Source organism: Streptomyces sp. NPDC059454 (assembly GCF_042749965.1).
Classification (GTDB): domain Bacteria; phylum Actinomycetota; class Actinomycetes; order Streptomycetales; family Streptomycetaceae; genus Streptomyces.
The window spans coordinates 71,355-92,386 of the sequence record NZ_JBHYVC010000021.1; the positions used below are offsets into that span (position 1 = coordinate 71,355).

General features: G+C 72.0%; 23 protein-coding genes and 1 tRNA gene. 16 read left to right on the forward strand and 8 right to left on the reverse strand.

Features of this window, described 5'->3' with window-relative positions:
• Positions 1-3: 3 nt before the first annotated feature.
• The 3 genes from ACFXAE_RS17085 (at position 4) to ACFXAE_RS17095 (ending at position 2,112) form a co-directional block, all read left to right on the forward strand.
• A complete protein-coding gene (locus ACFXAE_RS17085; protein ID WP_384714731.1) occupies positions 4-726 on the forward strand; it encodes a siderophore-interacting protein in 723 nt (240 codons plus the stop codon).
• Between the two features lie 342 nt (positions 727-1,068).
• Positions 1,069-1,365 (forward strand): type II toxin-antitoxin system VapB family antitoxin, encoded by a 297-nt coding sequence (locus ACFXAE_RS17090; RefSeq protein ID WP_004929488.1) that lies wholly within the window; start codon positions 1,069-1,071, stop codon positions 1,363-1,365.
• A 135-nt stretch (positions 1,366-1,500) separates the two neighbouring features.
• Complete coding sequence (locus ACFXAE_RS17095; RefSeq protein ID WP_384714826.1) at positions 1,501-2,112, forward strand: LytR C-terminal domain-containing protein; 612 nt, start codon at positions 1,501-1,503, stop codon at positions 2,110-2,112.
• Between the two features lie 37 nt (positions 2,113-2,149).
• Here the strand turns inward: ACFXAE_RS17095 and upp are convergent, their stop codons facing one another.
• Positions 2,150-2,785, reverse strand: coding sequence for a uracil phosphoribosyltransferase (gene upp, locus ACFXAE_RS17100; protein ID WP_217128816.1), 636 nt, complete (start codon positions 2,783-2,785; stop codon positions 2,150-2,152).
• Between the two features lie 137 nt (positions 2,786-2,922).
• Between upp and ACFXAE_RS17105 the strand changes: the two genes are divergently transcribed.
• From ACFXAE_RS17105 to ACFXAE_RS17140, 8 genes are all read left to right on the forward strand, one after another.
• Positions 2,923-3,126 carry a hypothetical protein gene (locus ACFXAE_RS17105; RefSeq protein WP_384714735.1) on the forward strand — a complete coding sequence of 68 codons (204 nt, stop codon included), beginning with the start codon at positions 2,923-2,925 and terminating at the stop codon, positions 3,124-3,126.
• A 322-nt stretch (positions 3,127-3,448) separates the two neighbouring features.
• Positions 3,449-4,009: a hypothetical protein gene (locus ACFXAE_RS17110; protein WP_384714829.1), complete on the forward strand. Its 561-nt coding sequence runs from the start codon at positions 3,449-3,451 to the stop codon at positions 4,007-4,009.
• Between the two features lie 56 nt (positions 4,010-4,065).
• Complete coding sequence (tadA, locus tag ACFXAE_RS17115) at positions 4,066-4,497, forward strand: tRNA adenosine(34) deaminase TadA (RefSeq protein WP_384714832.1); 432 nt, start codon at positions 4,066-4,068, stop codon at positions 4,495-4,497.
• 45 nt (positions 4,498-4,542) lie between these two features.
• A tRNA-Ser gene (locus ACFXAE_RS17120) sits at positions 4,543-4,627 on the forward strand.
• Between the two features lie 90 nt (positions 4,628-4,717).
• Complete coding sequence (locus ACFXAE_RS17125; protein ID WP_356309465.1) at positions 4,718-4,894, forward strand: hypothetical protein; 177 nt, start codon at positions 4,718-4,720, stop codon at positions 4,892-4,894.
• Positions 4,894-5,187 (forward strand): Dabb family protein, encoded by a 294-nt coding sequence (locus ACFXAE_RS17130; RefSeq protein ID WP_217128812.1) that lies wholly within the window; start codon positions 4,894-4,896, stop codon positions 5,185-5,187. The genes ACFXAE_RS17125 and ACFXAE_RS17130 overlap by 1 nt, the downstream gene beginning before the upstream one ends.
• 183 nt (positions 5,188-5,370) lie before the next feature.
• Positions 5,371-6,378: a SigB/SigF/SigG family RNA polymerase sigma factor gene (locus tag ACFXAE_RS17135; protein ID WP_384714739.1), complete on the forward strand. Its 1,008-nt coding sequence runs from the start codon at positions 5,371-5,373 to the stop codon at positions 6,376-6,378.
• 247 nt (positions 6,379-6,625) lie between these two features.
• Positions 6,626-7,528, forward strand: a complete 903-nt coding sequence (locus tag ACFXAE_RS17140; protein WP_384714742.1) for an RNA polymerase sigma factor SigF — start codon at positions 6,626-6,628, stop codon at positions 7,526-7,528.
• Positions 7,529-7,632: 104 nt separating this feature from the next.
• Here ACFXAE_RS17140 and ACFXAE_RS17145 read toward each other — a convergent pair whose 3' ends face one another.
• A complete protein-coding gene (locus ACFXAE_RS17145; protein WP_217128810.1) occupies positions 7,633-7,827 on the reverse strand; it encodes a hypothetical protein in 195 nt (64 codons plus the stop codon).
• A 218-nt stretch (positions 7,828-8,045) separates the two neighbouring features.
• Between ACFXAE_RS17145 and ACFXAE_RS17150 the strand changes: the two genes are divergently transcribed.
• From ACFXAE_RS17150 to ACFXAE_RS17160, 3 genes are all read left to right on the forward strand, one after another.
• Positions 8,046-8,537 carry a MarR family winged helix-turn-helix transcriptional regulator gene (locus tag ACFXAE_RS17150; RefSeq protein WP_384714745.1) on the forward strand — a complete coding sequence of 164 codons (492 nt, stop codon included), beginning with the start codon at positions 8,046-8,048 and terminating at the stop codon, positions 8,535-8,537.
• 13 nt (positions 8,538-8,550) lie between these two features.
• On the forward strand, positions 8,551-11,124 hold the full coding sequence (locus ACFXAE_RS17155) for an MFS transporter (RefSeq protein WP_384714748.1): 2,574 nt from the start codon (positions 8,551-8,553) through the stop codon (positions 11,122-11,124).
• A gap of 118 nt (positions 11,125-11,242) precedes the next feature.
• On the forward strand, positions 11,243-12,064 hold the full coding sequence (locus ACFXAE_RS17160) for a YceI family protein (protein ID WP_384714751.1): 822 nt from the start codon (positions 11,243-11,245) through the stop codon (positions 12,062-12,064).
• 7 nt (positions 12,065-12,071) lie between these two features.
• Here the strand turns inward: ACFXAE_RS17160 and ACFXAE_RS17165 are convergent, their stop codons facing one another.
• The gene (locus ACFXAE_RS17165) at positions 12,072-12,812 is read right to left on the reverse strand and encodes an ANTAR domain-containing protein (protein WP_384714754.1); all 741 of its coding nucleotides are present in this window, start codon (positions 12,810-12,812) and stop codon (positions 12,072-12,074) included.
• Between the two features lie 236 nt (positions 12,813-13,048).
• On the opposite strand from ACFXAE_RS17165, the gene ACFXAE_RS17170 reads away from it, so the two are divergent.
• Positions 13,049-13,414, forward strand: a complete 366-nt coding sequence (locus ACFXAE_RS17170; protein WP_384714757.1) for an STAS domain-containing protein — start codon at positions 13,049-13,051, stop codon at positions 13,412-13,414.
• 9 nt (positions 13,415-13,423) lie between these two features.
• Positions 13,424-13,903: a PPOX class F420-dependent oxidoreductase gene (locus ACFXAE_RS17175; protein WP_384714760.1), complete on the forward strand. Its 480-nt coding sequence runs from the start codon at positions 13,424-13,426 to the stop codon at positions 13,901-13,903.
• 60 nt (positions 13,904-13,963) lie between these two features.
• Here the strand turns inward: ACFXAE_RS17175 and ACFXAE_RS17180 are convergent, their stop codons facing one another.
• From ACFXAE_RS17180 to ACFXAE_RS17200, 5 genes are all read right to left on the reverse strand, one after another.
• Positions 13,964-16,144 (reverse strand): glycosyltransferase family 39 protein, encoded by a 2,181-nt coding sequence (locus ACFXAE_RS17180; RefSeq protein ID WP_384714763.1) that lies wholly within the window; start codon positions 16,142-16,144, stop codon positions 13,964-13,966.
• Complete coding sequence (locus ACFXAE_RS17185) at positions 16,141-17,634, reverse strand: glycosyltransferase (protein ID WP_384714766.1); 1,494 nt, start codon at positions 17,632-17,634, stop codon at positions 16,141-16,143. Before ACFXAE_RS17185 ends, ACFXAE_RS17180 begins: the two co-directional genes overlap by 4 nt.
• Positions 17,635-17,648: 14 nt before the next feature.
• A complete protein-coding gene (locus tag ACFXAE_RS17190) occupies positions 17,649-19,226 on the reverse strand; it encodes a sensor histidine kinase (protein WP_384714769.1) in 1,578 nt (525 codons plus the stop codon).
• Positions 19,223-19,963, reverse strand: coding sequence for a response regulator transcription factor (locus ACFXAE_RS17195; RefSeq protein WP_384714772.1), 741 nt, complete (start codon positions 19,961-19,963; stop codon positions 19,223-19,225). Before ACFXAE_RS17195 ends, ACFXAE_RS17190 begins: the two co-directional genes overlap by 4 nt.
• A gap of 124 nt (positions 19,964-20,087) precedes the next feature.
• Positions 20,088-20,990 (reverse strand): amidohydrolase family protein, encoded by a 903-nt coding sequence (locus ACFXAE_RS17200; protein ID WP_384714775.1) that lies wholly within the window; start codon positions 20,988-20,990, stop codon positions 20,088-20,090.
• Positions 20,991-21,032 lie beyond the last annotated feature (42 nt).

Below are 21,032 nucleotides of genomic sequence, written 5' to 3' on the forward strand. Positions count from 1 at the left end.
GCGATGGGGCAGGGGCGGGGTTGGGAGGGCGCGGTCCTCAAGCTGATGCGCGCGAAGGACTTCGTGTTCACCGTGACCGGCACGGAGGACGTCACCGCCGACTACCGGCGGGTGCGCTTCACCGACGGCGGGATGCTGGTGGCGACCGGTGTCCACCCGACGATGTGGGTGCGGCTGTGGTTCGACAACGCGGGCAAGCCGCACCAGCGGGCGTACACCCTGGTCGACCCCGACCCGGTGGCCGGCACCTTCAGCCTGGAGTTCGCCCTGCACGAGGGGTGCGCCAGCGACTGGGCCAGGGCGGCGGAGCCCGGCGACACCATCGAGGCGACCGTGCAGGGCACGGGCTTCGAGGAGCCGGACCCCGGCCCTTCCCACATCGTCGCGATCGGCGACCCGGCCTCGCTGCCGGCCGTCAACTCGCTGCTCGGCGCGCTGTGCGCGACTCCGGCGACCGTCTGGTTCGAGGGCGCCCTGGACGGGCTGCCCTTCCGGGCCGACCCCGACCGGATCGAGGTGCGCGAGGTGCCCCGGTCGGGGGCCGGGGCGGCGCTGCTCGAACGGGTCCGGGCCGACCTGCCCGGGCTGCTGCGGTCCACCCCCGACCCGTACGTGTGGATCGCCTGCGACACCGCGACCACCCGCGCGCTGTCGGCGTTCGTGCGCAAGGAACTGGGCGTGCCGAAGCAGCGGGTGCACGCGCTGGGGTACTGGCGCGCGAGCTGAGCCGGGACGCGGACGTCACTCCCGCTCCTCCACCTCTCCCGGACCCCGAAGCCGACGCGCTGCCGGGCGAACGGATCGGCGTACGGCCCACGGGCCGGTGAGAGGCCGAGGCGAAGGCCGCGAAGGACTCCGGGAAGCGGGAAGCCGGAGGGGGACGGGGGCCACCTCGGGGAGGACCGAGGAACGGCCGGGCGCCCCGGAAGCGGTGGCCGACGGTCCGGCCCCCCCGATCGGTCATATCAGACCACCATCCCGTTTCGCCCCGTATTCGGGTGCCTTTTCCGGCGTCGCACTGCGTCGCCATGGCTGCGCCCGGAACGCGTTGACCGGTAGGCTTTCCGTGTGATCTTCAAGCGCATCGGAAACGGCCGGCCGTACCCCGACCACGGCCGGGAAAGCACCCGGCAGTGGGCGGACGTCGCGCCGCGCCCGGTCCGCCTCGATCAGCTCGTGACGACCAAGCAGCAGCTCGACCTCGAGACCCTCCTCGCCGAGGACTCGACCTTCTACGGCGACCTCTTCGCGCACGTCGTGAAGTGGCGGGGCGATCTGTACCTGGAGGACGGGCTGCACCGCGCGGTGCGGGCCGCGCTCCAGCAGCGCCAGGTGCTGCACGCCCGCGTCCTCGAACTGGACTGACGCCCGGCCGGCGTCTCCCCGGGGACACGGTTTGACCCTTTCGGGTTGGACCGCACACGGTCGGATGATCATCTGGTATGCATTGTCGCCCGAGCGCACTACGCTGCGCTCATGAGCATGCTCACTCCACCCGGCATGGGCGGCCAGTACCGGATCACGGGTGACAAGTACCCGCGGATGCGCCGGCCCCGGCGGCGCGGCAGGCTCGTCGTCCTGAGCGTCGCCTCCGCGGCCGTGCTCGGCGTGGGCGGCTGGGGCACGCTCCAGCTCATCGACGTGTTCACCGGTGGCGGCGACTCCGCTTCCGTGAACGGCACCAAGGCGGCCTGCGCCGACACGGCGAGCCGCACGACCGCGCCGAAGGCGCTGCCCGAGCCCGGGACCATCACGGTCAACGTCCTCAACGCCACGACCCGCGGCGGACTCGCCCAGAAGACCGCCGACGAACTGAAGAAGCGCGGCTTCAGGATCGGCGAGGTCGGCAACGCGACCAAGGAGTACGACAAGAAGGTCAAGGGCACCGGCGTGTTCCTCGGGCCCGCCGCCGCCGACGACACCTCGCTGCCGGTGCTCGGCACCCAGCTCGCCGACGCCGAACGCCGTACCGACCCCGCCCGCAAGGGCACCGAGGTCGACCTGATCATCGGCGACGGCTTCGAGGCCCTGACGAAGAAGGCGGACGCCGACCGGGCCCTGACCGCACTGGCCGAGCCCAAGGCGACGCCCGCCTCGAAGAAGAACTGCTGAGACGAAGAAGAACCGCTGAGACGCGGGGCCGCGGGTCCTACTCCGCCGCCCCGTACATCCGGTCCCCCGCATCGCCGAGGCCGGGCACGATGTAACCGTGCTCGTTGAGCCGCTCGTCGACCGACGCCGTGACGACCGTCACCGGAGTGCCGGCCAGCTCGCGCTCCATGACCTCGACGCCCTCGGGCGCGGCCAGCAGCACCACGGCGGTCACGTCGTCCGCGCCGCGCCTGATCAGCTCCTGGATCGCCGCGACCAGCGTGCCGCCGGTGGCGAGCATCGGGTCCAGGACGTAGACCTGGCGCCCGGAGAGGTCCTCCGGCATCCGGGTGGCGTACGTCGAGGCCTGCAGCGTCTCCTCGTTGCGGATCATGCCGAGGAAGCCCACTTCGGCGGTCGGCAGCAACCGGACCATGCCGTCCAGCATGCCGAGACCGGCCCGCAGGATCGGCACCACCAGCGGGCGCGGGTGGGAGAGCTTGACACCCGTGGTCCGCTCGACCGGCGTCTGGATGTCGACCTGTTCGGTGCGCACGTCGCGCGTGGCCTCGTAGGCGAGCAGGGTGACCAGCTCGTCGGCGAGACGGCGGAAGGTCGCGGAGTCGGTGCGCTGGTCGCGCAGCGTGGTGAGCTTGTGGGCGACCAGGGGGTGGTCGACGACGTGGAGACGCATGGCGTCAACATTAACCGGGCCCGGCCGGCCCGACGTCCCCGCACATGGCAGGCCCTCCGTACACCCGTCGCTCGTTCACTGGCGTCAAACCGCCCGTCCGGGGGAAGGTGGGAGGGACGGACCGAGGTGGTGAACCGATGCCTGAGCAGGACAACCGGGATGATCCGTCGCCGCGTGGGGCACCCGATCCGGCGGAGACGGAGGCCGAGCGGCGGCGGCGCCGCGCCCGGTTCCTGCGCGAACTCGCCGAGGCCCGGGAACTGCGCGACCGGGTCCAGCCACGCCGCGCCAAGGCCGCCCGGCTGCGCCACGCGATGCGCATGCGCACCTTCCGCTGGTAGGCGCACCGGGGAAAATCCCACCCGGCCGCGGGAAGATCGCGCCACGTGCACGCGTTTGCCGAAGTGCCCGTGCGGGGAGGGCGCGTCAAGTCCGCGTACGATCCGCACGTGGCGACAAGGAGTGCGCTGGTGAGTCCTTCGTGGGCGCACTCGGCGGACTGCGGTCAAAATGCCGGACACAGGGAGCCGAAGACGTCCCCTGACAGCCTTGTTTCTGCCACGATTCCGAGTGGGTGGGGCTCGGAGCACCGTCCCCCCGCCCGCAACACCTCCGCCGGGGGGACCCCCAACCGGCACGCCTATGACCAGTGGGAGAGTCACGGTGTACTTCGCCGCACTGCTCGCGCGCACCGAAGACGGGTGGGAAGCGAGCGACACGGAGCTCGACGATGTGGAGACCCTGTCGGATCTGGCCGACCTGGCCCGGGAGGCCTCTCCCGACGAGGACACGGTGCTCGTGCTGATCGAGCAGGAGGACGGCTGGTTCGGCGTCGTCCGCGTGGACGGCGAGGAGGATCCTCGGGTCTACGTCTCCGACGCCGCTGCCGCCGCCCGCAGCAGCTACGGCGAGATCCTGCTCACCGACGAGCTGCTCGGCCGGGAACCCGGGGACGACGGCGCCGATCTGGACGCCCTCGACCTCGACGGCACGGAAGACGGAGAACCGGAGGACGGTGAACCGGACGACGAGGACGCCGACGTCGGCGCCGCGTCCGCCGGCGGCGTCGTCGTCGGCACCGTGCCGCACGGACCGGTCGGTGACGCGCAGGTCCTGGAGGATCTGGGCGTGAGCGAGAAGGAGTTGCGTGCGATGACCGGGGACGCCGTCACCGAGATCGCCGACGTCCTGGGCGCCTCGGAGGTCCTGGAGACCGTCCGCTGACCGTGCGGAACGTACCGGGTCCGCCGGACCCGGTACGCGACCCCTGGCGGCCCGCGATGCGGCTCGCCCTGGACGAGGCCGAACGGGCCGTCCGGGGCGGGGACGTCCCCGTCGGCGCCGTCGTGCTGGCCCCGGACGGCACCACCGTGCTGGCCGCCGCCCACAACGAGCGCGAGGCCGCCGGCGACCCCACGGCCCACGCGGAGGTCCTCGCCGTCCGGCGGGCCGCCGCCCGGCTCGGGGAGTGGCGGCTGTCCGGCTGCACCCTGGTGGTGACGCTGGAGCCGTGCACGATGTGCGCGGGGGCGGTCCAGCAGGCACGGGTGGACCGGGTCGTCTACGGCGCCCGGGACGAGAAGGCGGGCGCGGTCGGCTCGCTGTGGGACCTCGTCCGCGACCGGCGGCTCAACCACCGCCCCGAAGTGATCGGGGGCGTGCTCGCCGACGAGTGCGCCCGGCTGCTCACGGAGTTCTTCCGGAACCGGTGAATACCGATTTCAAACCACACCCCGCCTTGCTGTAAGGTCTCCCTCGGTAGCGTGTCCGAGCGGCCGAAGGAGCTCGCCTCGAAAGCGAGTGTGGCGCAAGTCACCGAGGGTTCAAATCCCTCCGCTACCGCTGGTGAAGGGCCTCGTCGTCAGACGGGGCCCTTCGTGCGATCATGGGCCCGCTCGATGCTGATGTGACACCAGTGACAGGGGGGCCGCGATGGCGGTGAACGCGAAGAAGATCGCCGTCTACGTCCTTGTGGTCTTCGTGCTGTATCTGATCATCACGGACCCGGCCAAGGCGGCCGACTACGTCCAGATAGGGTTCGAGGGCATATCGGACGCCGCGAAGGCCGTCGGCGACTTCATGACCTGGCTGGCCAACGGAGGAGAGTGATGATCCGCCACCTGGTGCTCTTCAGGCTGAACGAGGGCGTCGAGCGCGACGACCCGAGGGTCGTGGAGGGCGTGGAGGCCTTCCGTTCGCTGGACGGGAGGATCCCGGAGATCCGCTTCTGGGAGTGCGCCTGGAACATCAGCGACCGTCCCATCGCCTACGACTTCGCCATCAACTCGGCGTTCGAGGACGCGGAGGCGCTGCGCCGGTACGTGGAGCACCCGGAGCACCAGGCGGGTGTCGGACTGTGGCGCGAGTTCGCCACGTGGGTGATCGCCGACTACGAGTTCTGACACCCCGTCTTCCGGAGCCCCCTGCCATGACGGCAGGGGGTTTTGTTGTGCCGTACGCCCACGCTCGACGCTCAACACGGAATATGCGGTGCTTGCGCACAGTGAGTCAGTCTTGTGATGCTATGACCGCTTTTGACGGATGAGTTGACGGACGATGTGAGCGATGAAGAGGTGGCGTTGACCGTGTCGGCCAGTACTGCGCCGCCCCAGGACGAGGTGTCCCCCGACGCGGTCCAGGCCCCGGCCGCCGCCCGGTCCGCCCCCGCCCCGTCCCCTCTCGACCCGCCCGCGACCGCTCCGTCTGCGACCGACCCGTCCACCCTCGCCCCGTCCCCGGCCGACCCGTCCACGGCCGACCCGTCCCCAGCCGACCCGTCCACGGCTGACCCGTCCCCGGCCGCCGACCCGCCGGTGAGCCCCGCCAAGCGTCGCGGCGCCGACACCCGGGCCCTGACACAGTTGCTCTTCGGCCAGCTCAAGGAGCTGGAGCCGGGCATGCCGGAGCACGCCCGCGTGCGCGCCGCGCTCATCGAGGCCAACCTGCCCCTGGTGCGCTACGCCGCCGCCCGCTTCCGCTCCCGCAACGAGCCGATGGAGGACGTCGTCCAGGTCGGCACCATCGGGCTGATCAACGCCATCGACCGCTTCGACCCGGACCGGGGCGTGCAGTTCCCGACGTTCGCGATGCCGACGGTGGTCGGCGAGATCAAGCGGTACTTCCGGGACAACGTCCGCACCGTCCACGTACCGCGCCGGCTGCACGAGCTGTGGGTGCAGGTCAACAGCGCGACCGAGGACCTGACGACCGCCTTCGGGCGCTCCCCGTCGACCGCCGAGATCGCCCAGCGGCTGCGCATCACCGAGGAGGAGGTGCTGTCCTGCATCGAGGCCGGACGGTCGTACCACGCCACCTCGCTGGAGGCCGCGCAGGAGGGCGACGGGATGCCCGGACTGCTGGACCGGCTGGGGTACGAGGATCCCGCCCTGGACGGCGTCGAACACCGCGACCTCGTCCGGCACCTGCTCGTCCAGCTGCCCGAGCGGGAGCAGCGCATCCTGCTGCTGCGTTACTACAGCAATCTCACCCAGTCGCAGATCAGTGCGGAACTCGGTGTCTCGCAGATGCACGTGTCCCGTCTGCTGGCGCGCAGCTTCCAGCGACTGCGATCCGCAAACAGGATCGAGGCGTAACCGGAAAGAGCGAATCACCCACAGGTGTATTTCTGCGCGCTTCTGAGCCGAAAGGCTGTCAGACCCCTTGTTTCCAGGGCTGATTCACATCTCGGATGTCGACATGTCACTACAGCGCGTTGCCGACATGTGACATTCTGCGGGAAGCGCGTTTGCCGGGGCCTCGGCGCCGGTATTCCAGGTGATGGCTGCGTTCCTCGATCGGGGAGCGTCCGCCGCGACCGTCCCGCGACCCAAAGGGGGTGGCATGTCCGCAGAACAGGGCAGCTCGAAGGTGCTCACGCTCGCGGAGAGCGAGAAAGCTCCCCATGCTCTCGACGCACTCGGCCCCATCGACGAAGGGCCGACCCTCGCGGCCGCCCCCGTTCCGGAACTCCCGGACACGGCGGCCCTCGACACCCGCACCCTGTCCCGCTCCCTGTTCCTGCGGCTCGCCGCACTGGACGAGGACAGCCCGGAACGCGGCTACGTCCGGGACACCCTGATCGAGCTCAACCTGCCGCTGGTGCGGTACGCGGCGGCGCGGTTCCGCTCGCGCAACGAGCCGATGGAGGACATCGTCCAGGTCGGCACCATCGGGCTGATCAAGGCGATCGACCGCTTCGACTGCGAACGGGGCGTGGAGTTCCCGACGTTCGCGATGCCGACGGTGGTCGGCGAGATCAAGCGGTTCTTCCGCGACACGTCGTGGTCGGTGCGGGTGCCGCGCCGGCTGCAGGAGCTGCGCCTGGCGCTGACGAAGGCCGGCGACGAGCTCTCCCAGAAGCTGGACCGCTCCCCGACGGTCGCCGAACTCGCCGCCGTGCTGGGCGTGTCGGAGGAGGACGTCGTCGACGGCCTCGCGGTCGGCAACGCGTACACGGCGTCCTCGCTGGACTCCCCCGCTCCCGAGGACGACGGCGGCGAGGGCTCGCTCGCGGACCGCCTCGGTTACGAGGACACGGCGCTGGAGGGCGTGGAGTACCGGGAGTCGCTGAAGCCGCTGCTGGCCAAGCTGCCGCCCCGCGAGCGGCAGATCATCATGCTGCGCTTCTTCGCCAACATGACCCAGTCGCAGATCGGCGAGGAGGTCGGCATCTCCCAGATGCACGTCTCGCGACTGCTCACGCGCACGCTCGCCCAGCTGCGGGAGGGCCTCATCTCGGACTGAGGCACGGCAGGGCGGGGCGTCCGGAGGACGCTCCGCGCGTGGCATCGGTTTCGTGGCCGCCGGGGCGCCCTGTACGGGCGCAACGGCGGCCGCCGCGCTTCCGGCTACTTCAGCGCGAGCCAGGCCACCGCGGCGACGACCGCCACGGCGACGACGATGCCGACGATCAGGCCGATCCGCGGACCGCCGCCGGTCGCGGCGGCCTGCCGGCCCTGGGGTTCCTCGTCGACGAACGCGCGGAACATCTGGGTGCTGCCGGCGGGGTCGTGGTTGCCCTGCGGGCCCTGGGTGTTAGCCATGCCCCGAGACCCTAGCGAATGCCCGGCGGGGTGCCCAAGCGGGGGCGTGGGCAAGGGCCGACGGACGGTGCGGCCGGGGCGGCGGGAGCCCTGGCCTGCGGGTTTACTTTCGCGATTACTTGCCTTTGCCAAGTTTTTTGGCCAGGGATCCCATTTTTGCTTGCCTGTAGCAACCATCCATTCCTATCGTTGCCCTAAGCAATCAAATGGGAGGTGTCATGGCCGGGCAGGCGCAGTACGAGGAACTGGTACGACAGTTCAGCGCCTTCGGCGCCGTCAAGCGGGAAATGAACCGGATCATGCCGGCCGACTGTCACAGCGGCTCCGCCGCCGTGCTGACGCTGCTCGGCCGCCACGGCGGCATGCGCATGAGCAGGCTCGCCGAGCTGCTGTCCGTGGACATGTCGGTCACCAGCCGCCACGCCGCGCACCTGGCCGGGCGCGGCTGGATCGAACGCTCCCCCGACCCCGCCGACAAGCGGTCCCGCATCCTGCGCCTCACCCCCGCCGGCCAGGACCAGCTCGACGAGCTGTTCCGGCGGACCACCCAGCTCCTCGCGGAGCGCCTGGACGACTGGTCCGACGACGAGGTCGGCCGGCTCACCCAGCTGCTGACCCGGCTCAGGAACAGCTTCGGTGACTGCCGAGCGGTACCCCGCCCGGCGTCTCCCACTCCCGAACGGACCACCCGTACCCCCGCAAGCACATAAGAGAAGGAAGTCCATGGCAACGACCACACCAGCCGGTGTGCGGGCTCATGCCAAGCACGGGGGAGGCTCCTCCGCAGACGCTCCGATGACGCATCGGCAGATCATGGAGGCGTTGTCCGGGCTGCTGCTCGGCATGTTCTGCGCCATCCTGTCCTCGACCATCGTCACCAACGCCCTGCCGGAGATCATCAGCGACCTCGGCGGCGGCCAGAGCGCCTACACCTGGGTCGTCACGGCCTCGCTGCTGACGATGACCGCCTCCACCCCCCTGTGGGGCAAGCTCGCGGACCTGGTCAGCAAGAAGGCCCTGGTCCAGATAGCCCTGATCGTCTTCGTCATCGGCTCCGTGGTGGCCGGTCTGGCGCAGAACCCCGCGATGCTGATCACCGCACGGGGCATCCAGGGCCTGGGCGCCGGCGGTCTGTCCGCCCTGGCGCAGATCATCATGGCCGCGATGATCTCCCCGCGTGAGCGCGGGCGCTACTCCGGCTACCTGGGCGCGACCTTCGCCGTCGCGACCGTCGGCGGCCCGCTGCTCGGCGGCGTGATCACCGACACCAGCTGGCTCGGCTGGCGCTGGTGCCTCTACGTCGGCGTGCCCTTCGCCGTCGTCGCGCTGATCGTGCTGCAGAAGACGCTGCACCTGCCCGTGGTCAAGCGGAAGGTCAAGGTCGACTGGGCCGGTGCCTTCTTCGTCACCGCGGCCGTCTGCCTGCTGCTCGTCTGGGTCACCTTCGCCGACGACAAGTACTCCTGGATGTCCTGGCAGACGGGCGCCATGGTCGGCGGCACGATCGTGCTGACGCTGGTCTTCCTCCTCGTCGAGACGAAGGCCGCCGAGCCGATCATCCCGTTGCGGCTGTTCCGCAACCGCACCATCACCCTGGCCTCGCTGGCCTCGCTGTTCGTCGGTATCGCGATGTTCGCGGGCACCGTCTACTTCAGCCAGTACTTCCAGCTGGCCCGGGACGAGTCCCCGACCATGTCGGGCGTCATGACCATCCCGATGATCGGCGGCCTGTTCGTGTCGTCCACGGCCTCCGGCATGATCATCACCAGGACCGGCAAGTGGAAGAACTGGCTGCTGGCCGGCGGTGTGCTGCTGACGGCCGGCCTGGGCCTGCTCGGCACCATGCGCTACGACACCCCGTACTGGCACATCGCGGTCTACATGGCGCTGATGGGTCTCGGCGTCGGCATGATGATGCAGAACCTGGTCCTGTGCACGCAGAACCAGGTGGACCCGGGCGACCTGGGCGCGGCCTCCTCCGTCGTGACCTTCTTCCGGTCCCTCGGCGGCGCGGTGGGCGTCTCCGTGCTCGGCTCGGTCATGTCGACCCGGATCAGCGGCTACGCCTCGGACACCATCGGCTCGCTCGGCCCGCAGGAGCGGGCGGCGGCCGCCGAGGCCTCCGGCAGCGGCGCCATCCCCGACATGGACCTGCTGCCCGAGCACATCCGCACCTGGCTGGAGAGCGCCTACGGGCACGGCATCGCCGACATCTTCCTGTACGTCGCGCCGGTCGCCCTGCTCGCCTTCCTGGTGACGCTGTTCATCAAGGAGGTTCCGCTGCGGACCTCGGGCGCGTCGGCCCGGACAGCGGAGGCCTCGGCCGAGACCGCCCCGCCGGCGGCACCGGCCCCCGCCGAAGCCGCCCGCGCCGCCGACGAGCCGGTTCCGGCCGGTGCATTGGCGTCCGTGGCAACCCCAGCGGCCCCCTCGGACACCTCGGACACCTCGGCCGTCTCGGCCGTCTCGGCCGCGCAGCGCCTCGCCGCCGTCGCCACGGCGGCCGGCCCCGGTGCGCCGGGGGCGCCCGCCTCCGGCGGCATCCCGGTGCGCGGTGTCGTGCGCGGCGCCGACAGCGCGCCCGTGCCGCAGGCGGCCGTCACGCTGATCTCGCTGGGCGGGCGCCAGCTGGGCCGGTCGGTGGCGCAGGCCGACGGCGCGTACGCGGTGGACGCGCCCGGCAACGGGTCGTACGTCCTGATCGCCTCCGCCGACGGCCACCAGCCACAAGCGTCCACGGTCGTGGTGAACGGCGAACCGGTCGCCTACGACATCCTGCTCAGCGGCACCAGCGGCCTGAGCGGGCTGGTCCGCACGGCGGGCGGTGGGCTGCCGGTGAAGGACGCGATGGTGATCGTCACCGATGTGCGCGGGGACCTGCTGGCCACCGGGAGCACCGGTGAGCAGGGCGAGTTCTCGTTCGCCGAGCTGGTGCCGGGCGCGGTGACCGTGGCGGTGAACGCCGCCGGGTACCGGCCGCGCGCGCTGCCCGTCGAGGTGGGCGGCACCGGGGTCACCCGGGTCGAGGTCGACCTGGAGACCGGCGCCCGGGTGCGGGGCGTGGTCCGCGCCCCGCACGGGCCGCTGGCCGACGCCCGGGTCACCCTGGTCGACGCGGCGGGCAACGTGGCCGGCACGGCGACGACCGGTGCGGACGGGGCGTACGCCTTCGCCGACCTGGACGGCGGCGAGTACACCGTCATCGCCACGGGCTACCCGCCGGTGGCGACGGCGCTGACGGTCACCGGCACCGGTGCCGACGACCACGACATCGAGCTCGCCCACCCGGGCGAGTAGCGAAACCCCGGCCCGTGGCGGGCGGACGCGTTCTGTAGCGGAGACGCGCCCTCGTCGCGGGCCGGTCCCATCCGACCATTTTGTACGTGTTTCACACGTGTTCGCAGGGAGAAAAGGGATGTCACTGACCGCGAGGATCCGCACCCGGGGCGGATGGGCCGTGTCGCACGCGGTCGTCACGGTGACCGACGGGACCGGTACGCAGGTGCTGCGCGCCGGGGCGGACGCCGAGGGCGCCGTCCGGGACACCACCGAGCTGGCGCCGGGGGCGTACACCGTCGTCGTCACCGCGGTCGGGTACGCGCCCGCCGCCGCCAGTGCGATCGTCACCGCGAGCGGGCGGGCCGAGGTCGGGACGGTGACACTGGCCCGGCAGGGCGGCACCGAGCTGCCGCCGCCGGGGCCGTGGACCGTGGACCCGGCGCACTCGAGCGTGGCGGCCGTCGCCCGGCACCTGGGCATCTCCAGCGTGCGGGGCCGGTTCACCGAGTTCGCGGCCCTGGTGGAGATCGCGCCGGACGACGTCACCGAGTCCCGCGTGGAGGCGGTGATCCGGGCGGCGTCCATCGACACCGGCAACGGGACGCGCGACACCCATCTGCGGTCCGCGGACTTCCTGGACGTCGAGCGGTACCCCGAGATCACCTACCGGTCCACCGGTCTGACCGAGGCGGGTTCCGGCCGCTGGACGGTCCACGGCGAGCTGGCCATGCGGGGTGTCGTCCGGCCCGTCGACCTGGACCTGGCCTACCTCGGCACCGGGGCGGACCCCTGGGGCGGCACCCGGGCGGCCTTCCGCGCCACGGCCGGACTGCGGCGCGAGGACTTCGCGATGAACTACAACCAGGTCGTCCAGGCCGGCATCGCGGCCATCGGCACGACCCTCCGGGTGGAGCTGGACGTCCAGGCCGTCCAGGGGGAGTCGCTGCCGGCCGCGTGAGGCCCCGTCAGGAGGTGCTGTGCGGATCGACGATGCGGCGGGCGAGGTCGCGGAGTTTGACGTTCTCCCGCTGCGAGGCGCGGACCAGGCTGTCGAAGGCGCCGGCCGCGTCGATGTCCAGGCGCTCCATGAGGATGCCGGTGGCCTGGCCGATCAGGTCCCGGGTGCGCATGGCCTCGGTGAGCTGCTCGCGCACGGTGGCGGAGTCGAGGGCGATGCCGACGTGCGCGGTGAACAGCCGGCCGATCCGCAGCGCGGTCTCGTCGAAGGCGCGCGGCTTGCGGGCGTAGGCGGTGAGCACGGTCAGCCGGCGGCGGTCGGCCCGCAGCCGCAGCGACAGCGCGGAGCGCAGGCCCAGTTCGGCCAGCGCGTCGTCGCCGTCGCCGTTCTCGCCGTCACCGTTCTCGCTGTCCTCGACCTCGGCCACGGGGGCGGTCCACAGGCGGTGCCAGTACGGCCGGTGCCCGGCCCCGGGGTCGCCGTCCTCCTCGGCGGCGCGCACGACGTCGTCGGTCCAGGCGAGCGTGGAGCGCCGGTTGCCCCGCTCGATGACGGAGATGCCCGCGTGGTCGGCACCCGGCACGAGGCCGACCGCGAGACGGACCGCGGTGTTCAGGGTGCTGTCCGGGGTGGAGGTCTCGTGCAGCCTCTGTGCCGCCTCCGTGAGCGCTTCCGCCAGCTCCAACCCAGCCGGGAAACGGGGCAAATCAGAAAACCGGGACGCAACCACCACGAACCTCTTCGGCATGCACGGCACCACGGCCGTGCGCAGGAGAGCTCCGCAGCACATTCCCGACTGCGAGCACAGGACGCACAGAATCCTATCTGTTCGGTTGCGATGAGGTGACGCCCGGACCTGGGGTATCGACACCCGGGCCGATCACCTCCCCGGTCCGCTTCCACCGGCGCCCTCCGGCGTGGTGCAATGGGCTGACGGGTCAGGAAGCGGCCTTGCCGAAATCCCGGACGACACATGTCTGCCAGGTGAGCACCGTGACCTTCCTGCCGAATCCCTCCGAGCCGCGTGACGTGTCCGCGCCCACAGTGCTCCGGTTCCCCCCGGAGATCGACTTCTCCAACGCCGGCGGCCTCCTCGACGTCATCGTCTCCGGGGCGCGTACCGGCGACGGCCGGCGCCCCCGGGTCCTGGTCCTCGACCTCACCGCGACCCTGTTCATGGACTCCCAGGGCGTCCGCCTCATCAACGAGGTACGCCGGCTGCTGCGCCCCGGCACCCGCGTGTACGTGGTGGCCCGCCCGGACGGCGTGGCGAGCCGCGTGCTGGAACTGACCGGCCTGCGCCGTGACGTCCCCGTGTACGACAACCTCCCGGAGGCCCTGGCGGCCTAGGCTGACGCCATGGCACCGAACATCGCGACGAACACCCGCGTCTCCCTCGACGAGCTGCTGGACTTCGTACGGCCCCGGCACCGGGCGGTCCTGCTGACCCGGCGGGCCGACGGCGGTCCCCAGGGCTCGCCGCTGACCTGCGGGGTCGACGACTCGGGCCGGATCGTGGTCTCCACGTACCCCGAGCGCGCCAAGACCCGCAACGCCAAGAAGGACAACCGGGTGAGCCTGATCGTCCTCAGCGACGAGTGGGACGGGCCCTGGGTCCAGATCGACGGCACCGCCGAGGTGGTGGACCCGCCCGAGTCCGTGGAGCCGCTGGTGGAGTACTACCGGAACATCGCTGGTGAGCACCCGGACTGGGACGAGTACCGCGCCGCCATGGTCAAGCAGGGCAAGTCGATCATCCGGATCACTCCGGAGCGCTGGGGTCCGGTGGCGACCGGCGGTTTCCCGGCGCGGCTGGCCGAGGGGGAGCAGGGGATGTAGGGGACGTACGTGAGGGCGGTGACATGGGATGTCACCGCCCTCGTCCCTCATCGGGGACCGTCAGCCGTCGGTCGTCTTCCGCGTGAGGTCGTAGAAGGTGGCCGAGCCGGCCGTCACCTCCTCGAAGTTCTCCTGCACCCAGGTGGAGATCTGCCCGGAGCTGCCGGAGTCCCCGCCCATGCCGCCGCCCATGCCACCACCGGCGACGAAGTAGTGGATCCTCCCTTCGGCCACGTACTGCTTGAACTGCGCGAGCGTCGGGGACGGGTCGGTGCCGTTGAAGCCGCCGATCGCCATCACGGGTTCACCGGTGGAGAGCTGGTAGCTCGCGGCGTTCTGGGCGCCGACGGCCGCGGCGACCCAGGTGTGGTCGCCGGCGTCGGCCGCCAGCAGTTCCTTCGCCTCGGAGTCGACGTCCGCGCCGCCGAGCAGGCCGCCCATGCCACCGCCCCCACCGCCGCCGGGCATACCGCCCTCGGCGCTGTTGCCGGTGCCGTTCTGCGGGACACCCCGACCGTTCCGGCCGTCCTGGCCCATGGGTCCGCCACCGGGGAAGCCGCCGGTGCCGCCCCCGCCGGGCGGGGTCTGGCCCTGGCCGCCCTGCTGGTCCTGCCCGCCGGGCGCGCCTCCGCCGGGAAAGCCGCCGTCCCCGCCCCCACCGCCGCCGGGACCGCCGCCCATGCTCGCCCCGGCCGGACCGGCGGTGACGATCGAACCGGTGTGTCCCTCCTGCACCGTGCTCAGCGTGTACGCCGTCGGACCGGCCAGCGCGGCCACCAGGCCCAGCCCCGCCGCCGCGAGCGCCACCCTGCGCCCCACCCGGCCCGCGAAGACCAGCCCGAGGGCCGCGACCAGCCCGCCGACCAGGACCAGCCACTTCAGCCACGGCAGGTAGTCGGGCGTGCGGTCGAGCAGCACGTACCCCCAGGCGGCCGTGGCCGTGACGGCGGCCGCGAGGGCGAGCGACGCCCACAGCGTCCGCCGCTTCTCCCACAGAGCCGCCGCGCCCATGCCGGTCACGGCCGCGAGGTACGGGGCGAGGGCCACCGTGTAGTACTGGTGGAAGATGCCGGCCATGTAGCTGAAGACGACCACGGTCATCAGCAGCGAGCCGCCCCACACCAGGAACGAGCCGCGGGCGAGGTCGGTCCGTACGGCCTTCCGGGTGAGGACCAGGCCGGCGACGAGCAGGATCAGCGCAGCGGGCAGCAGCCAGGAGATCTGGCCGCCGATCTCGGAGTTGAACATCCGGTCCCAGCCGGTCTCGCCCCACTGACCGCCACCGCCCGCGCCGCCGCCACCGCCGCCGACGCTGCCGGTCTCCTCGCCGTTGAGCCGGCCGAGGCCGTTGTAGCCGAAGGTCAGCTCCAGGAAGCTGTTGTTCTGCGAGCCGCCGACGTACGGGCGCGACGACGCCGGCCACAACTCGACGACCGCGGCCCACCAACCGCCGGAGACGACCAGCGCGACGGTCGCCAGGGCCAGTTGGCCCAGCCGCTTCTTCAGACGCACGGGCGCGCAGACGCCGTAGACCAGCGCGAGGGCCGGGAGGATCAGGAAGGCCTGGAGGGTCTTGGCGAGGAAGGCGAAGCCGATCGCGGCCCCGGCCCACACCAGCCACTTCGTACGGCCGTCCTCCAGGGCGCGGACGACGAGGTAGCAGGCGAGGGACATCAGCAGCGCCAGCATCGCGTCCGGGTTGTTGAACCGGAACATCAGCGCCGCGACCGGGGTGAGCGCGAGGACCGCGCCCGCGATCAGACCGGCCGCCGGGCCGAAGCGGCGGCGTACGGCCGCGTACACGACGGCGACCGTGCCGACGCCCATGAGCACCTCGGGCACCAGGATCGCCCAGGAGTTCAGGCCGAAGATCCGCACCGACAGCTCCATCGGCCACAGCGAGGCCGGGGGCTTGTCCACGGTGATGGCGTTCGCCGCGTCCAGCGAGCCGAAGAAGAACGCCTTCCAGGACTCGCTGCCCGCTTGGACGGCCGCCGAGTAGAAGGAGTTGGCGTATCCGGAGGCGCCCAGGTCGTAGAGGTAGAGCAGTCCGGTCGCGAGCAGCAGGCCGAGGAAGGCGGGGCGTACCCAGCGGGGGTCCTCGGGCCGGCCGCGCCACGCTCTGCGGGCGAGGGGACCGCGGGGTTCGCCCGTACCGGGGGCGGCGTGGCGGGCCGCCCCCGGGGGTCCCCAGGTGGCGGGGTCCGCCGGGGGACCCGTCTGGTCGTACTGCGTGGTCATCGGAAGTCCCTCGGGTCGAGGCCGGAAGGCCGGGACGGACGGGTGGGGAGCGGCGAGCGGACCGGCTGGAGCGGCATGGTCGCGTGCTGCCGGTCGGGAGCGGCGGGGGCGTGCTGCCCGTCAGAGGCGGCGGGAGCGTGCTGCCAGCCGGAGGCGGCGGGAGCGTGCTGCCAGCCGGAGGCGGCGGGAGCGTGCTGCCAGCCGGGGGTGGCGTCCTGCCCGGAAGGGGCGGCGGTGGTCCCGGGGGACCGGTCGCGGCCTGGGAACACCCACGCGCGAAAGAGCAGGAACCGCAGCACGGTCGCCGCGAGGTTGGCCGCGATGAGGACCGCCAGCTCGGTGGAGTGGGCTGGGTCGCTGGTGGCCGCGTTGAGCGCGGCGAGCGAGCCGCTGGTCAGGGCGAGACCGATGCCGAAGACGACCAGGCCCCGCGCCTGGTGCCGTACGGCCCCGCCGCGCCCCCGCACCCCGAAGGTGAGCCGCCGGTTGGCGGCGGTGTTGGCGACCGCCGAGACCAGCAGGGCCAGCCCGTTGGCGGCCTGGGAGCCGGTGAAGGTCCGGAAGCCGCTGTAGAGGAGCAGGTAGAAGAGGGTGGACAGGACGCCGACGACGCAGAAGCCGACCAGTTGGCGGGCCAGTCCCTGCGGTACATCCTCGATGTCCCGGTCGCGCGGGTCGTCGCCGAAGGGCCGGGCGAGCCGGTCCAGCGGCAGCGAGCCGGTGGCCAGCGCCCTGCCGACCCGCCAGACGCCCTTGAGGTCGTCGGTCGCCGTCCTCACGATGTGCACGGTGGAGTCGGGGTCGTCGACCCAGTCGACCGGCACCTCGTGGATGCGCAGCCCCGCGCGCTCGGAGAGGACCAGCAGTTCGGTGTCGAAGAACCAGCCGCTGTCCTCCACCAGGGGCAGCAGCACCTGGGCCACGTCACGGCGGATCGCCTTGAACCCGCACTGCGCGTCGGAGAAGCGGGCCTGCAGCGAGCCGCGCAGGATCAGGTTGTACGAGCGGCTGATGAACTCCCGCTTGGCCCCCCGCACCACCCGCGAGCTGCGGCTCAGCCGGGAACCGACGGCGAGGTCGGAGTGGCCGGAGATCAGCGGGGCGACCAGCGGCAGCAGCGCGTTGAGGTCGGTGGACAGGTCCACGTCCATGTAGGCGAGGACAGGGGCGTCCGAGGCGGACCAGACGGTCCGCAGCGCCCGGCCGCGCCCCTTCTGCTCCAGCCGCACCGACCGCACCCGGGGGAACCGTTCCGCCAGCCGGCCGGCCACGTGCGGGGTGCTGTCCGTGGAGGCGTTGTCGGCGATCGTGATGCGGAAGGCGTAGGGGAAGGTGCGGGTCAGGTGCTCGTGCAGTCCGCGGACGCACGGCCCCAGGTCCTTCTCCTCGTTGTAGACGGGGATCACTACGTCCAGGACCGGCGTGCCCGCTCCGGCGGCCGGGAGGTGCTCCCGCGCCGGCAGGGTGCCGGGAGAAGAATCGGTTCGCATGGGACCGACTCTGCTCAGGCGCCCTGTCGCGCCCATGTGGCGAGGCTGTGCTGCGGCTGTGAGTACGACTCGGGCACCGACTGCGGTCCCACGGACGGCAGATGGAGCGTGAACGCGGTGTGTCCGGGCACGCTGTCGACGGTCACGGCACCGCCGTGCGCGGTCGCCACGGCCTGCACGATGGCCAGGCCCAGACCGGTCGAACCGGTGGCCCGGGTGCGCGCCGAGTCGCCGCGCGCGAACCGTTCGAAGACGTGCGGGAGCAGAGGGGGCGCGATGCCCGGCCCGTCGTCCACCACGTCCACGCAGAGCCAGGGGCCGTTGCGGCGCACCCGGGCGGTGACGGTGGTGCCCGGCGGGGTGTGGTTGCGGGCGTTGCCGAGCAGGTTGACGAGGACCTGCTGGAGCCGGGCGGCGTCGGCGCACACGGGAGCGGGCTCGTCGGGCAGCTCGAGCCGCCAGACGTGGTCCTGGCCGGCGGCGCGGGCGTCGCTGACGGTGTCCACGACGAGCGGGACGAGGTCGGTCTCCTCGAATTGCAGGGGCCGGCCGGCGTCCAGGCGGGCGAGCAGCAGCAGGTCCTCGACGAGCAGGGTCATCCGGCTCGCCTCGGACTCGATCCGGCCGAGCGCGTGCCGGGTGTCGGGGCCGACCTGTTCCCGGCCGCGCCGGGTGAGTTCGGCGTAGCCCCGGATGGAGGCCAGTGGCGTGCGCAGCTCGTGGCTGGCGTCCGCGACGAACTGCCGTACCCGGGTCTCGCTCTCCTGCCGGGCGTGCAGCGCTCCGTGGACGTGGTCGAGCATCCGGTTGAGCGCGGCGCCGACCCGGCCGACCTCGCTGTGCGGATCGCACTCGGACTCGGGGACACGCTCCTTGAGGTGCACTTCGCCGGTGTGGAGGGTGAGTTCGGAGACTCGGGTGGCGGTGGCGGCGACCTTGCGCAGGGGACGGGTGGCGACACCGACGATGACGGCTCCGGCGAGGGATGCGGCGATGAGCCCTGCGGCGGTGACGCTGATCTCGACGAGGATCAGGGTGTTGATCGTGTTGTCGACGTCCGCCGTGGGGACGGCGACGTAGAAGGCACCGTTGGGTCCTTCCTGGTAGGCGACGCGGTAACTCCCGAGGCCGGGGATGTCCACGGTGTGTTCGGCGTCGTCCCGGGCGACGGAGTCGAGCACGGAGGTCTGGGCCTCGTCCAACGACCTGGCGCTCATCGAGAAGTCGTCCTTGGACTTCTTCCCGTACAGGGCCTCCGTGACGGCGCCGTTCTCGACCTTCGCCGCGATGGTGTGGCTCGGCTGCGGGCCGTGGGCGACGAACTCGGTGAGATCGATCGGCTCGGGTTCCCTGCCGTCCCCGTCCGCGCCTTGTCCCGGCGGCCCGAAGGCGCCCGAGGCGCGCGCCGCGACCTCGTGCAACTGCCCGTCGAGCTGCTCGTACAAATGGGACCGCAGCGCCAGTGTGGTCACGGAACCGATCACCGCGCACACCACCGCGATCAGCACCACGGACGCGACGACGAGCCGCGTCCGCAGGGTGCGCGGGGTGCGCGCCCGCCGCCGCGGACGCGGCCGTCGCCGTGCGCTCACGAGACGGCGGGTTTGATCATGTAGCCGGCGCCGCGCCGGGTGTGGATCATCGGCTCCCGGCCCGCGTCGATCTTCCTGCGCAGGTACGAGATGTACAGCTCGACTACGTTCGCCTGCCCGCCGAAGTCGTACGACCAGACCCGGTCGAGGATCTGGGCCTTGCTGAGCACGCGCCGCGGATTGCGCATGAGGAAGCGCAGCAGCTCGAACTCGGTGGCGGTGAGGTGGATGTGGTCGCCGCCGCGGGTGACCTCGTGGCTGTCCTCGTCGAGGGTGAGGTCGCCGACGACCAGCATCGACTCGGAGCGGCGGTCGGCCGCCCCGGCGCGGCGGATCAGTCCGCGCAGCCGGGCGACGACCTCCTCCAGGCTGAACGGCTTGGTGACGTAGTCGTCCCCGCCGGCGGTCAGTCCGGCGATACGGTCCTCGACGGCGTCCTTGGCGGTGAGGAACAGCACGGGCACGTCCGGCAGCTCGCGGCGCAGCCGGCCGAGGATGGCCAGCCCGTCCATGTCCGGCAGCATCATGTCCAGCACGACGGCGTCGGGCCGGAACTCGCGTGCGGTGCGGAGGGCTCCCTGGCCGTCCCCCGCGCTGCGGATCTGCCAGCCTTCGTACCGCAGGGCCATGGACAGCAGTTCGGTGATCGACTGCTCGTCGTCCACCACAAGCACGCGGACGGGGCTCCCGTCCGGCCTCAGCAGTTCGGTGCGCCCCCGGGGCGAGATCGTGGTCATACCGCAGACGATGTCCGGGGCCTCTGAGAGCACCCTTTCGGCAACCTGTGTTTTACCTGAGAAACTCATGGGCTGTTCTCAGCCGCGGCGGGCCGGTCCCGCTCAGCCGGGCGGGTGGCCTCGCTCAGCCGGGCAGGTCGAAGAGCCGGGCCGCGTTGTCGTGGCACACCGCACGCAGCCAGGCGTCCCCGAGCCCCAGCCGCTCCAGCGCGTGGAGCTGGTGGAGGTAGGGGTACGGGATGTTGGGGAAGTCGGAGCCGAGCAGGATCCGGTCGCCGAGGGCGGCCAGCCGGGGCAGGGCCCGCCGGGGGAACGGCGCCAGGCGTTCGCCGAAGTCGGTGAACGCCATCGTGGTGTCCAGCCGCACCTGACCGTACCGCTCGGCGAGGTCCAGGAAGTCCTCGTACTCGGGCATGCCGAGGTGCGCCACGATCAGCCGCAGCCGAGGGTGCCGGGCCAGGACCCGGGCGATCGGCCCGGGTCCTGTGTGCTTGCCGGGCGCGGGCCCGGACCCGCAGTGGATCACCACCGGGACACCCGCCTCGGCGAGCAGTCCCCAGGCTCCGTCGAGCGCCTCGTCGGCCGGGTCGTACGCGCCCACCTGCACATGCGCCTTGAAGACCCGCGCGCCGGCGTCGACGGCGTCCCGGACGTGGTCCACGGCCCCGGGCTCGGGGAAGAGCGTCGAGGTGTGCAGGCAGTCGGGCGTACGGGCGGCGAAGTCGGCCGCCCAGCCGTTCAGCCAGTGCGCCATGCCCGGCTTGTGCGGGTAGAGCATGGCGGTGAAGGCCCGCACGCCGAACTCCCGCAGCAGCGCGGCCCGTGCCGCCTCCTCCTCCCGGTAGGTGATCGGCCACTCGACGCCGCCGGTGAGCGGCCCGAGCGCGTCGAAGTAGGCCCACACCTTGTGCAGCACCCGCTCCGGCATGAAGTGTGTGTGCACGTCGACGAGCCCGGGGAGCCCGAGCCCCTCCCAGAAGCGCCGTACGTCGTCGGCTTCGGTACGGATGTCGGGGTGAGCGGTCATGCCGCCCACGATCACCCGCGACCGCGCCCCGGGTCCAGAGGG

Excerpts from the sequence above, each read along its gene's own strand:
- ACFXAE_RS17085 (WP_384714731.1), top strand. The coding sequence starts at position 4 with ATGGGGCAGGGGCGGGGTTGGGAGGGCGCGGTCCTCAAGCTGATGCGC.
- ACFXAE_RS17095 (WP_384714826.1), top strand. The coding sequence starts at position 1,501 with ATGGGCGGCCAGTACCGGATCACGGGTGACAAGTACCCGCGGATGCGC.
- upp (WP_217128816.1), bottom strand. The coding sequence starts at position 2,785 with ATGCGTCTCCACGTCGTCGACCACCCCCTGGTCGCCCACAAGCTCACC.
- ACFXAE_RS17105 (WP_384714735.1), top strand. The coding sequence starts at position 2,923 with ATGCCTGAGCAGGACAACCGGGATGATCCGTCGCCGCGTGGGGCACCC.
- tadA (WP_384714832.1), top strand. The coding sequence starts at position 4,066 with ATGCGGCTCGCCCTGGACGAGGCCGAACGGGCCGTCCGGGGCGGGGAC.
- ACFXAE_RS17125 (WP_356309465.1), top strand. The coding sequence starts at position 4,718 with ATGGCGGTGAACGCGAAGAAGATCGCCGTCTACGTCCTTGTGGTCTTC.
- ACFXAE_RS17130 (WP_217128812.1), top strand. The coding sequence starts at position 4,894 with ATGATCCGCCACCTGGTGCTCTTCAGGCTGAACGAGGGCGTCGAGCGC.
- ACFXAE_RS17140 (WP_384714742.1), top strand. The coding sequence starts at position 6,626 with ATGTCCGCAGAACAGGGCAGCTCGAAGGTGCTCACGCTCGCGGAGAGC.
- ACFXAE_RS17145 (WP_217128810.1), bottom strand. The coding sequence starts at position 7,827 with ATGGCTAACACCCAGGGCCCGCAGGGCAACCACGACCCCGCCGGCAGC.
- ACFXAE_RS17150 (WP_384714745.1), top strand. The coding sequence starts at position 8,046 with ATGGCCGGGCAGGCGCAGTACGAGGAACTGGTACGACAGTTCAGCGCC.
- ACFXAE_RS17155 (WP_384714748.1), top strand. The coding sequence starts at position 8,551 with ATGGCAACGACCACACCAGCCGGTGTGCGGGCTCATGCCAAGCACGGG.
- ACFXAE_RS17160 (WP_384714751.1), top strand. The coding sequence starts at position 11,243 with ATGTCACTGACCGCGAGGATCCGCACCCGGGGCGGATGGGCCGTGTCG.
- ACFXAE_RS17165 (WP_384714754.1), bottom strand. The coding sequence starts at position 12,812 with ATGCCGAAGAGGTTCGTGGTGGTTGCGTCCCGGTTTTCTGATTTGCCC.
- ACFXAE_RS17175 (WP_384714760.1), top strand. The coding sequence starts at position 13,424 with ATGGCACCGAACATCGCGACGAACACCCGCGTCTCCCTCGACGAGCTG.
- ACFXAE_RS17180 (WP_384714763.1), bottom strand. The coding sequence starts at position 16,144 with ATGACCACGCAGTACGACCAGACGGGTCCCCCGGCGGACCCCGCCACC.
- ACFXAE_RS17185 (WP_384714766.1), bottom strand. The coding sequence starts at position 17,634 with ATGCGAACCGATTCTTCTCCCGGCACCCTGCCGGCGCGGGAGCACCTC.
- ACFXAE_RS17195 (WP_384714772.1), bottom strand. The coding sequence starts at position 19,963 with ATGACCACGATCTCGCCCCGGGGGCGCACCGAACTGCTGAGGCCGGAC.
- ACFXAE_RS17200 (WP_384714775.1), bottom strand. The coding sequence starts at position 20,990 with ATGACCGCTCACCCCGACATCCGTACCGAAGCCGACGACGTACGGCGC.